The organism is Amycolatopsis camponoti (genome assembly GCF_902497555.1).
Taxonomy (GTDB): Bacteria; Actinomycetota; Actinomycetes; order Mycobacteriales; family Pseudonocardiaceae; genus Amycolatopsis; species Amycolatopsis camponoti.
In genome coordinates, this window is record NZ_CABVGP010000003.1 from 1,585,925 (window position 1) to 1,600,124 (window position 14,200).

Below are 14,200 nucleotides of genomic sequence, written 5' to 3' on the forward strand. Positions count from 1 at the left end.
TACCCTGGAGTGCTATGAGTTCGGACGAGCCGGCCGACGTGGCGGTGAAGGAGCCCGAAGCGGCGCCTGCGGCCGACGGGACGCCGAAGGAGTCTTCGCGGATCCTGGTGCTCGGCGCCGCGGCGCTGGCCTTGGCCGCGCTGATCGCGGCGGCGATCTTCGGTGTCCAGTGGTGGGTGGCGGAGAACGACGACAACGCCGGCCTGGCGGCCTCGCGCGAGGCGGTGGTCAAAGCGGGCACGAACGCGCTGAAGGCCTACACCGAGGTCGACTACCAGGACCTGGACGGCTTCTTCGCCCGGCAGAAGTCCGTGTCGGACGACAAGATGTCGCAGCAGATCGACCAGTCGGCGCCGACGTTCCGCAAGGCGCTCGCCGACGCCAAGACGAAGGTCACCACGGACGTCCAGGACATCGCCGTCGAGGAGCTGGACGACCACGAAGGCAAGGCCAGCTTCCTGGCCGCCATCGCCACGACCGTCACCCAGGGGGACAAGAGCAGCGCGAAGCCGCTGCGCCTCGAGGTGTCGATGACCCGGGTGGGCGACGACTGGAAGCTGTCCGGCATCGACAGCGTCCCGCTCGTCGCGGCCGGCCAGTAGTCACGCAGAAGGAGCAGCAGTGCCCCCCTCCCGCCGCCAGCCCAGCACCCCGCCGTCGCGCCGGCCCCGCGTGGCCGGGCTGCGCAAGCCTGCCTCGGACGAGTCCGCCGCCGAGCGGACCGGTCAGCTCCCCGCAGTGCCGCCTGCACCGGCCGAGCCCAAGAGGCCGCGGCCCCGGCCCGTGCCGCGCCCGGCGCCCAAGCCGGCCGCGAAGCCCGAGTCGTTCGAAGCCGCGAGCGGGCAGCTGGACACGGCGCCGTCCGCCGCCGAGGACACGGCGGTGTTCGCGGCGGTCGAGACCGACGACGAGCCCAAGGTCGACGCGCTCACCGGCGAACCGGACGTCGAAGACGCTCCTTCGCGGCCGGCGCCGCGGCGGAAGAAGCGCGACACGGGGATCGCGAAGCCGTCCGACGTCTCCGAAGCCGAGGCCGCTGCTTCGGTTGCTTCGGTGGACGAGAAGCCGGTGAAGGCCGCGGGCCCGAAGGCGCAGAAGCCGTACTTGATCGCCGGCGCCCTGGTGCTCGTCGCGCTGCTCCTGGGCGGCCTGGCGTACTGGTTCAAGTCCGAAGAGGTCAAGGTCTCCGACGCGACCAGCAACACGGCGCTGCTGGACGTCGCGAAGACGGCCCAGGTCAAGGACGCGGTGTCGAAGGCGGCCGAGTCGCTGTTCTCGTACGACTTCAACAACATCAAGAAGACCGAGGACGCGGCGAACGACCTGCTCGCCAACGACGAGGTCCGGAACAAGTACAACTCGCTGATGGGCGAGGTCAAGCGGCTCGCGCCGGCGCAGAAGATGATCGTGACCTGCAAGGTGACGCGCGCGGCGGTGATCATGCTCAACGATGACCTGGCGAAGGTGATGGTCTTCGTCGACCAGACGTCGACCCGCACGGACACGAAGAAGACGACCGCGGGCACCGCCCAGCTCCACCTGAACGCCCAGCTCCAGGGCGACAAGTGGAAGATCACGGACATGGACACGTACAACGCGCCCAAGGTCCCGGCGGCCACCCAGCCGCCGGCGTCCTCCGCGCCGCCCGCGTCCCCCTCGCCGACGAAGTAGCGCTCCGCCGGCCGCGGCCCGCCACCCCCGAGCAGGGGTCGCGGGCCGCGGCTGTGTCCGGGGCTCAGCGCCCCCCTGCGCCGCTCGCGGCCCGAACCGTCACGTGGACACCCGAGGCGACTCCCCAGGCCATCTCCGAGCCGCCCACCGGCCGGGACGCCTGCGACGCCTGAGGCGCCTGGGACGCGCCCCCGGCGGTTACCGAAACCCGCCGCGACACGCCGCCGGCGGCGGAACCGGTGCCGTCCGAAGTGGCCTGGAACACAGGTCGCACGGCCGCAGAAATGCGGAAACCCCCAGGTCCGACCCCTACTGCTGGCGCTACCGGCCGGTAACTGGAACACTATTCGGCCGCTCACGCTCCGCTGAACCTCTTCCACGCTGCGCCAACCGGCGGGACCCCCGTGTGGCATCTTGACTCTCGGGCCCGGTGGGTTCACGCTTACTCCCGAACGGCGAAACCGGCGGCCCTTGCGGGAGGGACAACCGGCTCGCCTGGAGGCATACCTGAAGACGTCGCGAGGCAGGCTGGGCCCCATCGGGAGCGCCCCCTGGACAGACCGCGCCGTTCGGGCTAGACTGCCTCTTTGCGCTGCCCTCTTTCAGGCTGCCCGGAGCCGGTAGTTAGGATAGTGGGCACACGGCACCCTTGACAGTCGCTGATAGCTGTTGCTATGGCGGCCGTCACCGCTCATTGTCCCCGGAAGGACGCATCTTGGCAGTCTCTCCCGCGAACCAGGCCACTGCTGCGACCACCTCGGCTGAATCTCGCTCGGAGTCCACGGGAATCCCCGGCGCGCCCAAGCGGGTTTCCTTCGCAAAGATTCGCGAACCGCTCAACACGCCCAACCTGCTCGACGTCCAGATCCAGTCGTTCCAGTGGTTCACCGGGGACGAAGCGTGGTTCGAACGCCGTGTCGAAGAAGGTGAAGAAAACCCGGTCGGCGGCCTCGAAGAGGTCCTGAACGAGATCTCCCCGATCGAGGACTTCTCCGGGTCGATGTCCCTGTCCTTCTCCGCCCCGCGCTTCGACGAGGTCAAGGCCTCGATCGAGGAGTGCAAGGACAAGGACATGACGTACGCCGCGCCGCTGTTCGTCACGGCCGAGTTCGTCAACAACAACACCGGCGAGATCAAGAGCCAGACGGTCTTCCTGGGTGACTTCCCGGTCATGACCGACAAGGGCACGTTCATCATCAACGGCACCGAGCGTGTCGTCGTGTCCCAGCTGGTCCGCTCGCCGGGCGTCTACTACTCGAAGGACGTCGACAAGACGACCGACAAGGACGTCTTCAGCGTCCGCGTGATCCCGAGCCGCGGCGCGTGGCTCGAGTTCGACGTCGACAAGCGCGACACCGTCGGCGTCCGCATCGACCGCAAGCGCCGCCAGCCGGTCACCGTCCTGCTGAAGGCGCTGGGCTGGACCACCGAGGCGATCCGCGAGCGCTTCTCCTTCTCGGAGACGCTGCTGGCGACCCTCGAGAAGGACCACACCGCCGGCACCGACGAGGCCCTGCTCGACATCTACCGCAAGCTGCGCCCGGGCGAACCGCCCACGAAGGAGAGCGCGCAGACCCTGCTGGAGAACCTGTTCTTCAAGGCGAAGCGCTACGACCTGGCCAAGGTCGGCCGGTACAAGGTCAACAAGAAGCTGGGCCTCGACACCCCGTACGACACCGGGACGCTGACCGAAGAGGACATCGTCACCACCATCGAGTACCTGGTCCGGCTGCACGCCGGCGAGGACAAGGTGACCGGCGCGAACGGTACCGAGATCCCGGTCGAGACCGACGACATCGACCACTTCGGCAACCGTCGCCTGCGCACCGTTGGCGAGCTGATCCAGAACCAGATCCGGGTCGGCCTGTCGCGCACCGAGCGCGTCGTGCGTGAGCGCATGACCACGCAGGACGTCGAGGCGATCACCCCGCAGACCCTGATCAACATCCGCCCGATCGGCGCGGCGATCAAGGAGTTCTTCGGCACCTCGCAGCTGTCGCAGTTCATGGACCAGAACAACCCGCTGTCGGGCCTGACGCACAAGCGTCGTCTGTCGGCCCTCGGCCCGGGTGGTCTGTCCCGTGAGCGCGCCGGCATGGAGGTCCGGGACGTCCACCCGTCGCACTACGGCCGGATGTGCCCGATCGAGACGCCGGAAGGCCCGAACATCGGCCTGATCGGCTCGCTCTGCTCCTACGCGCGGGTCAACCCGTTCGGCTTCATCGAGACGCCGTACCGCAAGGTCGTCGAGGGCCGGGTCACCGACCAGGTCGACTACCTGACCGCGGACGAAGAGGACCGGTACGTCAAGGCCCAGGCCAACGCGCCGATCTCGGACGACGGCACCTTCGTGGAAGACCGGGTCATGGCCCGCCGCAAGGGTGGCGAGGTCGAGCTGATCGACCCGCTCGACATCGACTACATGGACGTCTCGCCGCGGCAGATGGTCTCGGTCGCGACGGCGATGATCCCGTTCCTCGAGCACGACGACGCGAACCGCGCCCTGATGGGTGCGAACATGCAGCGCCAGGCCGTGCCGCTGCTGCGCAACCAGGCCCCGTACGTGGGCACGGGTGTGGAGCTGCGCGCCGCGGTCGACGCCGGTGACGTGCTCGTCGCCGAGCAGTCCGGTGTCGTCGAGGAGCTCTCGGCCGACCTGATCACGATCATGCACGACGACGGCACGCGGAAGAGCTACGGACTGTACAAGTTCCGTCGCTCCAACCACGGCACCTGCTTCAACCACCGCCCGATCGTCAACGAGGGCGACCGGGTCGAGCAGGGTCAGGTCATCGCCGACGGCCCGTCCACCGAAAACGGTGAGATGGCGCTCGGCAAGAACCTGCTCGTCGCGGTCATGCCGTGGGAGGGCCACAACTACGAGGACGCGATCATCCTCTCGGAGCGCCTGGTGCAGGACGACGTCTTGACGTCGATCCACATCGAGGAGCACGAGATCGACGCCCGCGACACCAAGCTGGGCGCCGAGGAGATCACCCGGGACATCCCGAACGTCTCCGAAGAGGTGCTGGCCGACCTCGACGAGCGGGGCATCATCCGCATCGGTGCCGAGGTCCGCGACGGCGACATCCTCGTCGGCAAGGTCACGCCGAAGGGCGAGACCGAGCTGACGCCGGAAGAGCGCCTGCTCCGCGCGATCTTCGGTGAGAAGGCCCGCGAAGTCCGCGACACCTCGCTGAAGGTGCCGCACGGCGAGACCGGCAAGGTCATCGGCATCCGCGTGTTCTCGCGCGAGGACGACGACGAGCTGCCCCCGGGCGTCAACGAGCTGGTCCGCGTCTACGTGGCCCAGAAGCGCAAGATCCAGCCGGGCGACAAGCTCGCCGGCCGGCACGGCAACAAGGGTGTCATCGGCAAGATCCTGCCGGTCGAGGACATGCCGTTCATGGAGGACGGCACCCCGGTCGACATCATCCTGAACACGCACGGTGTGCCGCGACGGATGAACATCGGCCAGATCCTCGAGCTGCACCTGGGCTGGCTGGCCTCACAGGGCTGGACGATCGAAGGCGAACCGGACTGGGCGAAGAACCTCTCCCAGGAGCTCTACGACGTCGCGCCGAACACGAACACCGCGACCCCGGTGTTCGACGGCGCGAAGGAAGAGGAGCTCACCGGGCTGCTCGGGGCGACCAAGCCGAACCGTGACGGCGAGCGCATGGTCAAGGAGAACGGCAAGGCGACCCTGCTGGACGGCCGCTCCGGCGAGCCGTACCCGTACCCGGTCGCGGTCGGCTACATGTACATCCTGAAGCTGCACCACCTGGTCGACGACAAGATCCACGCCCGCTCCACCGGTCCGTACTCGATGATCACGCAGCAGCCGCTGGGTGGTAAGGCGCAGTTCGGTGGCCAGCGCTTCGGTGAGATGGAGTGCTGGGCGATGCAGGCGTACGGCGCTGCCTACACGCTGCAGGAGCTGCTGACGATCAAGTCGGACGACGTGGTCGGCCGCGTCAAGGTGTACGAGGCCATCGTCAAGGGGGAGAACATCCCCGAGCCGGGCATCCCGGAGTCGTTCAAGGTGCTCCTCAAGGAGCTCCAGTCGCTGTGCCTCAACGTCGAGGTGCTCTCCAGCGACGGCGCGGCGATCGAGATGCGCGACTCCGACGACGAGGACCTCGAGCGCGCCGCGGCCAACCTCGGCATCAACCTGTCCCGCAACGAGTCGCCCTCGGTGGACGACGTCGTGCACTGATCGCGAGCTGAGCGTCGGGGGCCGGCCTCCCGCAGGCCCCCGACGCTCGCCCGCCACCCCCTCTCTAGCCGAAACAACCCCAAGGGGATCTAGACGTGCTGGACGTCAACTTCTTCGATGAGCTCCGCATTGGTCTCGCCACGGCCGACGACATCCGTCAGTGGTCGTACGGCGAGGTCAAGAAGCCGGAGACCATCAACTACCGGACGCTCAAGCCCGAGAAGGACGGCCTCTTCTGCGAGAAGATCTTCGGTCCGACCCGGGACTGGGAGTGCTACTGCGGCAAGTACAAGCGCGTCCGCTTCAAGGGCATCATCTGTGAGCGCTGCGGCGTCGAGGTGACCCGCGCCAAGGTGCGCCGTGAGCGGATGGGCCACATCGAGCTGGCCGCGCCGGTCACCCACATCTGGTACTTCAAGGGTGTTCCTTCCCGCCTGGGCTACCTGCTGGACCTGGCGCCGAAGGACCTCGAGAAGATCATCTACTTCGCTGCTTACGTCATCACGGGCGTGAACACGGAGCTGCGTCACAACGACCTGCCGACCCTCGAGAACGAGATCGGCGTCGAGCGCAAGAACCTCGAGACCAAGCGTGACGCGGACATCGAGGCCCGCGCGCAGAAGCTGGAAGCCGACCTGGCCGAGCTGGAGGCGGAGGGCGCCAAGTCCGACGTCCGCCGCAAGGTCAAGGAAGGCGGCGAGCGCGAGATGCGCCAGCTGCGTGACCGCGCCGGTCGCGAGCTGGACCGCCTCGAGGAGGTCTGGACGACCTTCACGAAGCTCGACACCCGTCAGCTGATCGCCGACGAGCTGCTCTACCGCGAGCTCGTCGACCGCTACGGCGAGTACTTCACCGGCGGCATGGGCGCGGAGGCCATCCAGAAGCTGGCCGCCGAGTTCGACGTCGCCGCGGAAGCCGACAACCTGCGCGACACCATCCGCAACGGCAAGGGGCAGAAGAAGCTCCGCGCGCTGAAGCGGCTCAAGGTCGTCGCCGCGTTCCAGGCGACGGGCAACGACCCGCGCGGCATGGTGCTCGACGCCGTGCCGGTCATCCCGCCGGACCTGCGCCCGATGGTGCAGCTCGACGGTGGCCGGTTCGCGACGTCGGACCTGAACGACCTGTACCGCCGCGTGATCAACCGCAACAACCGCCTCAAGCGGCTGATCGACCTCGGCGCGCCCGAGATCATCGTCAACAACGAGAAGCGGATGCTGCAGGAGGCCGTCGACGCGCTGTTCGACAACGGCCGCCGCGGGCGTCCGGTCACCGGCCCGGGCAACCGGCCGCTGAAGTCGCTGTCCGACCTCCTCAAGGGCAAGCAGGGCCGGTTCCGCCAGAACCTGCTCGGCAAGCGCGTCGACTACTCGGGCCGTTCGGTCATCATCGTCGGGCCGCAGCTGAAGCTGCACCAGTGCGGTCTGCCGAAGGACATGGCGCTCGAGCTGTTCAAGCCGTTCGTCATGAAGCGGCTGGTCGACCTGAACCACGCGCAGAACATCAAGTCCGCCAAGCGGATGGTGGAGCGCTCGCGGCCGCAGGTGTGGGACGTGCTGGAAGAGGTCATCACCGGTCACCCGGTGATGCTGAACCGCGCGCCGACGCTGCACCGCCTCGGCATCCAGGCCTTCGAGCCGCAGCTGGTCGAGGGCAAGGCCATCCAGCTGCACCCGCTGGTCTGCGAGGCGTTCAACGCGGACTTCGACGGTGACCAGATGGCGGTGCACCTGCCGCTGTCGGCCGAGGCGCAGGCCGAGGCCCGGATCCTGATGCTGTCGGCGAACAACATCCTGTCGCCGGCGTCGGGCCGTCCGCTCGCCATGCCGCGGCTGGACATGGTGACGGGCCTGTTCCACCTGACCCGCCTGAGCGAGGACGCCGAGGGCGCGGGCAACGCGTACTCGTCGACGGCCGAAGCCATCATGGCCTTCGACCGCAAGGCGCTGAGCCTGCACGCGCCGGTCAAGATCCGCATCACCGACCGTCAGCCGGCGAAGGCCGACGAAGCGGCGCTCGCGGAGAAGGGCTGGGAGCCGGGCAAGATGTGGCTGGCCGAGACGACTCTCGGCCGGGTGCTCTTCAACGAGCTGCTGCCGGCGGACTACCCGTTCATCAACGAGCCGATGCCGAAGAAGCGTCAGGCCGCGATCGTGAACGACCTCGCCGAGCGGTACTCGATGACGCAGGTCGCGCAGACCCTGGACCGCCTGAAGGACGCCGGTTTCTACTGGGCGACCCGCTCGGGCGTCACCGTCGCCATCTCGGACGTGCTCACCCCGGTGGGCAAGGCCGCCATCCTCGACGAGTACGAGGGCAAGGCCTCCCAGGTGGAGAAGCGCTACCAGCGTGGTCAGCTGTCGCACACCGAGCGCAACAACGAGCTCGTCAAGGTGTGGACGCAGGCCACCGAAGAGGTCCACAAGATCATGGAGACGGCGCTGCCGGACGACAACCCGATCGCCATGATCGTGAAGTCGGGCGCGGCGGGCAACATGACGCAGGTCCGGTCGCTGGCCGGCATGCGTGGCCTGGTGTCGAACCCGAAGGGTGAGTACATCCCGCGTCCGATCAAGGCCAACTTCCGTGAGGGCCTGTCGGTGGCGGAGTACTTCATCGCGACGCACGGTGCCCGGAAGGGCCTGGCGGACACGGCGCTGCGGACCGCCGACTCGGGTTACCTGACCCGTCGTCTGGTGGACGTCTCGCAGGACGTCATCGTCCGCGAGGTCGACTGCGGCACCACCCGCGGCATCATGATGCCGATCGGCGAGGACATCGGCGACGGCAAGGTCCTGCGCGACCAGCACGTCGAGACCTCCGTGTACGCGCGGAACCTCGCGACGGACGCGGTGGACGCCAAGGGCAACGTCGTGCTGAACGCGGGCGACGACATCGGCGACCCGGCCCTCGACAAGCTGCTCTCCAGCGGCATCTCGAAGGTCAAGGTCCGCTCGGTGCTGACCTGCGAGTCGGCCGTCGGCATCTGCGCGACCTGCTACGGCCGCTCGATGGCGACCGGTCAGCTCGTCGACGTCGGCGAGGCCGTGGGTATCGTCGCGGCCCAGTCGATCGGTGAGCCCGGTACGCAGCTGACGATGCGTACGTTCCACCAGGGTGGTGTCGCCGGTGACGACATCACGACCGGTCTGCCCCGTGTGCAGGAGCTCTTCGAGGCTCGTGTCCCGAAGGGCAAGGCGCCGATCGCCGACGTCGATGGCCGCGTGCGCATCGAGGAGAGCGAGCGGTTCTGGAAGATCACGCTGATCCCGGACGACGGCGGCGAAGAGATCGTCTTCGACAAGCTGTCCAAGCGTCAGCGGCTCGCGAACACCCCGAACGGCCCGCTGGGCGACGGTGACCACGTCAACGTCGGGCAGCAGCTGCTCGAGGGCACCCCGGACCCGCACGAGGTCCTGCGCGTGATGGGCCCGCGTGAGGCGCAGATGCACCTCACCGACGAGGTCCAGAAGGTGTACCGGGCCCAGGGTGTGTCGATCCACGACAAGCACATCGAGGTCATCGTCCGGCAGATGCTGCGCCGGGTGACGGTCATCGACTCGGGTGGCACGGACTTCCTGCCGGGCGAGCTGCCCGAGCGGACCAAGTTCGAGGCACGCAACCGCTCGACGGTGTCCGAAGGCGGCGAGCCGGCTTCGGGTCGTCCGGTGCTGATGGGGATCACGAAGGCGTCGCTCACCACGGACTCGTGGCTGTCGGCGGCGTCGTTCCAGGAGACCACGCGCGTCCTGACCGACGCGGCCATCAACGGCCGCTCGGACCGGCTCGTGGGCCTCAAGGAGAACGTGATCATCGGTAAGCTGATCCCGGCCGGTACGGGCATCAACAAGTACCGCAACATCCAGGTGCAGCCGACGGAAGAGGCCCGGGTCGCGGCGTACGCGATCCCGTCCTACGACGACGGCTACTACACCCCGGACGTGTTCGGTACGGGTACCGGTGCCGCGGTGCCGCTGGACGACTACGACTTCGGCCGCGACTTCCGCTGACGAAGCCGGATCCACGAGAAAGGCCCCTGCCGGGTTTCCGGCGGGGGCCTTTCCCGTGTGTCCGGAACCGGCCAATCGGCCGGAAAGCCTGGTCCTTTTTCGCGCACTCTGCCTACAGTGAGCAGGTTCTGCGCCGTTCGGGGGCTTTGGCGCATTCACACAGGTAGCAGGGGGAGACTGCGTTGACCACTTCATTTGTCATGCGTTCAGCCGGGCGAAGAGCGGCGGTCCTGCTCGCCGTGCTCGTCACGGCGATGGCGGCGTTGACCGGCGTGTTCGCCGCTCCGGCGGGAGCGGCCTCGGGCCGGATCGGCGTTTCGGTCACCTTCGACAAGCCGTCCTACGGGACCGGCGACGAAATCCACGCCACGGTCAAGCTGACGAACAACAACTCCGGCCGGGCGACCGGGCTCACGGTGTTCCAGTACTTCGACCCGATCGACCTGTACGTCCCCTACGGCGGCTGGGGTGCGCTCCAGAACCGGCCGGGGCTGACGATCGAGGCCGGTGGGTCGTTCGAGCTGACGGTGTCCGGCCACGTCCGGGACCCCGAGCAGGCCACGACGGCGCTGCGCGGCACCGTGTTCGACGACACCGGGTTCGGGGTCGGCTCGTTCGACTCGCGGGTGCCGGTCACGAAGGTGCCCGGTCGCGCGACGGGGATCTTCTACGCGGACCGGAACGGCGACGGTGTCCTCGACGGCGGCGAACCGCTCGCCGGCGCCACGCTCACCCTGCGGTACGTCACCGGCTCCAGGAACTACACGGCCACGAGCGACGCCGAAGGGAAGTTCACGTTCGACCTCCCGGCGGGGGACTACACCCTGGGCGGTGACGTTGTCGACGGCTGGCTCGTCCGGTGGCAGACCGTCCGGATCACCCCGGACACCCCGGACCTGCTCGTCCGTGGCGCGCCGCCGTTGAACGGCGCCTTGACCGCGTCGCTGGCGTTCACCCAGGACAGCTACCGGCCGGGTGACCTGGCGCACCTCACCGTGACGCTGGCCAACTCGGGCTCGACCCCGCTGACCGGCATCGTGGCCGCGTGCAACCGCATCGGTGACGGCTACATGCTGAACGGCACCGGCCCCGGCTGGGGTGATCTCGTGTGGGACCGCGGCGTGACGATCGCCGCGGGCGAAACGCGCACCTTCGACGTGTCCGAGACGGTGCCGCAGGCTTCCTTCGACCGCGGCAAGGTCGTGGCCGCCTGCGACTTCGGGTACAGCGAAGTCGACATCGAGAACCACGCGAATGCTCGCGCCCAGGCCTCGGTGCCGGGTGGGCAGGCCGTCGTCGAAGGCACGATCGGTCACGTCGGCGACAACGGCGAGGTGACCGAGGGGCTCGCCGGCACCGAGGTCGTGCTGGTGGCCGACCAGCACTGCCCGGTCGCGGGCCGGCAGACCACGGACGGCACCGGCCACTTCCTCTTCGAGGGCGTGGCGCCGGGGCCCGAATACCGGCTGTACTTCCTGACTCCGGCGGGCTGGAAGACGAAGTACGAGAACCCGACCGGGGTCGAGGTCCAGGGTCCGCCGGCGAACCACTACGCGTACCGGATCGCCGCCGAAGAGGGCGACGCTCCGGCGCCGGAGGTGCCCGTCAACCCCGCGGACTGCGGTTGACGACCTGAAAACGCCCCCGGTCCACAAAGGACTGGGGGCGTTTTCGCGTTCAGCGCAGGCTGCGGTGCGACACCGGGAAGTCGAAGTAGGTGTCGGGGAACGGCTCGCCGTCGAGGGTGTAGTGCCACCACTCCTCGGGCAGGTTGTGGAAGCCGGCGGCGATCATCGCGGTCCGCAGGAGATCGCGGTTCTGGCGTGCGGTGCCGGTGATCGCCGGGTTGTCTGTGTGGGCGAGCGGGTCGAAGCAGTCGTAGCCGGTGCCCATGTCGACCATGTTGTCGGGGAAGCGCTGGTCCTTCGGCGCGAAGCACGGCACGAGCGGCTCGCCGGGGAAGTACGGCCGCTGGAACCGCGGCGGGAGCTTCACGACGGTGAGGTCCATCGTGCTGCCGCGGCTGTGCCCGGACTTCTCGGCGATGTAGCCGTCTTCGAACAGCCGGTCCTTGGCGACGTTCGGGTAGAACTCGGCCTTCATCTTCTCGTCGGCGAGGTCCTTCGCCCACCGCACGAAGTGGTCGACCGCGCGCTGCGGGCGGTAGCAGTCGTAGACCTTGAGCGTGTAGCCCTTCTTCCTCAACCGGGACTGGACCTGACGCAGCCCCTCGGCGGCCTGCCGGGTCAGGATGCAGGTCGGCTCGAGGTAGCCGTCGATGCGCCGGCCGACGAAGTTGTGCCGGGTGGCGTAGCGCATGTCCTGCAGGATCGACGGCGCGACGTCGGACAGCGCCACGAACCCGGCGGGCGCGGTGGGTGGCGCGGCCTGTGCGGTCGCGGGAGCGGCGAACGTGGCCAGGGTGACGACGGTGACGGCGAGAGCGCGGAAGATCGGCATCCCTCTCGTCTAGCAGGCGGGCATCGGGCAAACAGCCGCCAACCGGTCAAGACCAGCCATCCGAGGTCGACGCGCGCAGGAAGTCGTCCGAGGGCGGCTGCACCGGCCGTCCCTCGAACTGCGTCGACAGCACCACCGACGACCGCAGCTCGCCGTGCTTGCCGAGCCGCTCCAGCAGACCCTCGAAGTGCTCCAGCGAGGCCGCCCGGATCTTCAGCATCGTGCAGTGGTCTCCGGACAGCCGGTGGATTTCGACGACCTCCGGGTAGTCCTCGGACTTCGACGTCTTCAGCAGGCAGCTGCTCAGCGCGCAGCGCATCTCGACGAACGCCTGCAGCGGCTGGCCCGCGCGCCGCGCGTCGACCTGCGCGCGGTAGCCGGTGATCACCCCGGTCTCCTCCAGCCGCCGCACCCGCTCCGCGACCGCCGGTGGCGAGAGGTTGATCCGCCGGCCCTGTTCCTTGAACGACAACCGCCCGTCGGTCTGCAGCAGGTCCAGCAGCCGCCAGTCGACGTCGTCCAGCGGCTTTTCCGAACGGAAGGTCATGAGCCCCATCTTCCTTCCGAAGCGCGGCCGTGGCGACGGATTTGCCGTTGACGGGCCCTTCGAAAGATCGCCGGAAGTTCCTAAAGTTGCTGGTCATGGGGACTCCGATGGTGGCAGGCCGGACCAGGTCGATGGGCGCGCTGTTCGCGGGCGTCGCACTGCTCAACACGGCCACGGTCGGCCTGGGCACCGCGGCGACGCTGATCGTCGCCGCGGGCAACGGGCCGGGCTGGAGCGGGCTGCCGAGCGTCGCGAACGTGCTCGGCACGGCCGCCGGGGCACTCGGAGCGGGCCTGCTTCTGCCGGGGCACGGCCGCCGTCGCGTCCTGGCCGCCGGCTACGGCGTCGCCGCGGCCGGGGCGCTGATCGCGTTCGCCGGGGCGCTGACGACGTCGCTGGTGCCGCTCCTGCTCGGCATCCTGCTGGTCGGCCTCGGCAACGGCGGCGCGCAGCTGTCGCGCTACCTGGCTGCCGACCTCTACCCGGAGGAACGCCGGGGCCGCGCGCTCTCGAACGTCGTCTGGGCCGGGACCGTCGGCGCTCTCGCCGGCCCGGCGCTGATGGCCCCGGCGGCGAACGTCGTCACCGGCTTCGGCTGGCCGGCGCTGTCCGGGCCGGTCGCGGTCGCGGTGCTGGCCACGGCGGGCGCGGCGCTGGCGGCCGCGTTCCTTCCGCGGCACGTCCCGCCCCCGCGGGACGAGCCGGTGGCCGCGCCGGTGCGCGCGACCGGCGTCGCGCGGCCCCTGGTCGCGATGGTCGCCGCGCAGCTCACGATGGTCGCGGTGATGACCATGACGCCCGTGCAGCTGGAGGACCACGGGCACGGGCTCGACGTCGTCGGCTGGGTGCTGAGCGCGCACCTGATCGGGATGTTCGCGCTGGCGCCGCTGTCCGGCCGGATCGCCGACCGCTGGGGGCCGCGCGTCACGATCAACGCGGGTCTCGGCGTCCTGGCGCTGTCGACGGCGACCGCGCTGGCGGCCCCGACCGCGCACACGTCCGGGCTGCCGGTGGCGCTGTTCTTACTGGGGTACGGCTGGAACCTGGTGTTCGTCGGCGGCAGTGCGCAGCTGAGCCGCGACCTCGCGCCGGAGACGCGCAGCCGGGTGCAGGGCACCGTGGACGCGGTGGTCTGGTCCGCGTCCGCTTTGGCCGGTTTGGGGTCAGGACAGCTGTTGGCGGGCGGCGGGTATGCGCTCGTCGCCGTCGTCGGCGGGGTGCTGGCGCTGCTTCCGTTGGCCCTGACGGCATCCCGTCACGGCCGGTAGCCGGGTCGTTGTCGGCAAATCTCTCGTC

General features: G+C 69.0%; 8 protein-coding genes. 6 read left to right on the forward strand and 2 right to left on the reverse strand.

All coding sequences use genetic code 11. The annotated features are described in order from the left end of the window. Positions 1-14 precede the first annotated feature (14 nt). The 5 genes from AA23TX_RS44170 to AA23TX_RS44190 all read left to right on the forward strand — a co-directional run bounded on the left by AA23TX_RS44170 (position 15) and on the right by AA23TX_RS44190 (position 11,525). Positions 15-602, forward strand: coding sequence for a hypothetical protein (locus tag AA23TX_RS44170; protein WP_155548857.1), 588 nt, complete (start codon positions 15-17; stop codon positions 600-602). A 70-nt stretch (positions 603-672) separates the two neighbouring features. Beyond that, complete coding sequence (locus AA23TX_RS44175; protein WP_155549463.1) at positions 673-1,671, forward strand: hypothetical protein; 999 nt, start codon at positions 673-675, stop codon at positions 1,669-1,671. A 715-nt stretch (positions 1,672-2,386) separates the two neighbouring features. Continuing rightward, positions 2,387-5,890 carry a DNA-directed RNA polymerase subunit beta gene (gene rpoB, locus AA23TX_RS44180; RefSeq protein ID WP_155548858.1) on the forward strand — a complete coding sequence of 1,168 codons (3,504 nt, stop codon included), beginning with the start codon at positions 2,387-2,389 and terminating at the stop codon, positions 5,888-5,890. 95 nt (positions 5,891-5,985) lie between these two features. After that, positions 5,986-9,897, forward strand: a complete 3,912-nt coding sequence (locus tag AA23TX_RS44185) for a DNA-directed RNA polymerase subunit beta' (protein ID WP_155548859.1) — start codon at positions 5,986-5,988, stop codon at positions 9,895-9,897. 182 nt (positions 9,898-10,079) lie between these two features. Beyond that, on the forward strand, positions 10,080-11,525 hold the full coding sequence (locus tag AA23TX_RS44190) for a carboxypeptidase regulatory-like domain-containing protein (protein ID WP_230863074.1): 1,446 nt from the start codon (positions 10,080-10,082) through the stop codon (positions 11,523-11,525). Between the two features lie 49 nt (positions 11,526-11,574). Here the strand turns inward: AA23TX_RS44190 and AA23TX_RS44195 are convergent, their stop codons facing one another. Together AA23TX_RS44195 and AA23TX_RS44200 are read right to left on the reverse strand one after the other, a co-directional pair. Then, positions 11,575-12,357 (reverse strand): M15 family metallopeptidase, encoded by a 783-nt coding sequence (locus AA23TX_RS44195; protein WP_155548860.1) that lies wholly within the window; start codon positions 12,355-12,357, stop codon positions 11,575-11,577. A 46-nt stretch (positions 12,358-12,403) separates the two neighbouring features. Next, positions 12,404-12,904: an Lrp/AsnC family transcriptional regulator gene (locus AA23TX_RS44200; RefSeq protein ID WP_155548861.1), complete on the reverse strand. Its 501-nt coding sequence runs from the start codon at positions 12,902-12,904 to the stop codon at positions 12,404-12,406. Between the two features lie 95 nt (positions 12,905-12,999). On the opposite strand from AA23TX_RS44200, the gene AA23TX_RS44205 reads away from it, so the two are divergent. Further along, positions 13,000-14,172 carry an MFS transporter gene (locus tag AA23TX_RS44205; RefSeq protein WP_155548862.1) on the forward strand — a complete coding sequence of 391 codons (1,173 nt, stop codon included), beginning with the start codon at positions 13,000-13,002 and terminating at the stop codon, positions 14,170-14,172. Positions 14,173-14,200 lie beyond the last annotated feature (28 nt).

Excerpts from the sequence above, each read along its gene's own strand:
- AA23TX_RS44170 (WP_155548857.1), top strand. The coding sequence starts at position 15 with ATGAGTTCGGACGAGCCGGCCGACGTGGCGGTGAAGGAGCCCGAAGCG.
- AA23TX_RS44195 (WP_155548860.1), bottom strand. The coding sequence starts at position 12,357 with ATGCCGATCTTCCGCGCTCTCGCCGTCACCGTCGTCACCCTGGCCACG.
- AA23TX_RS44200 (WP_155548861.1), bottom strand. The coding sequence starts at position 12,904 with ATGACCTTCCGTTCGGAAAAGCCGCTGGACGACGTCGACTGGCGGCTG.
- AA23TX_RS44205 (WP_155548862.1), top strand. The coding sequence starts at position 13,000 with ATGGGGACTCCGATGGTGGCAGGCCGGACCAGGTCGATGGGCGCGCTG.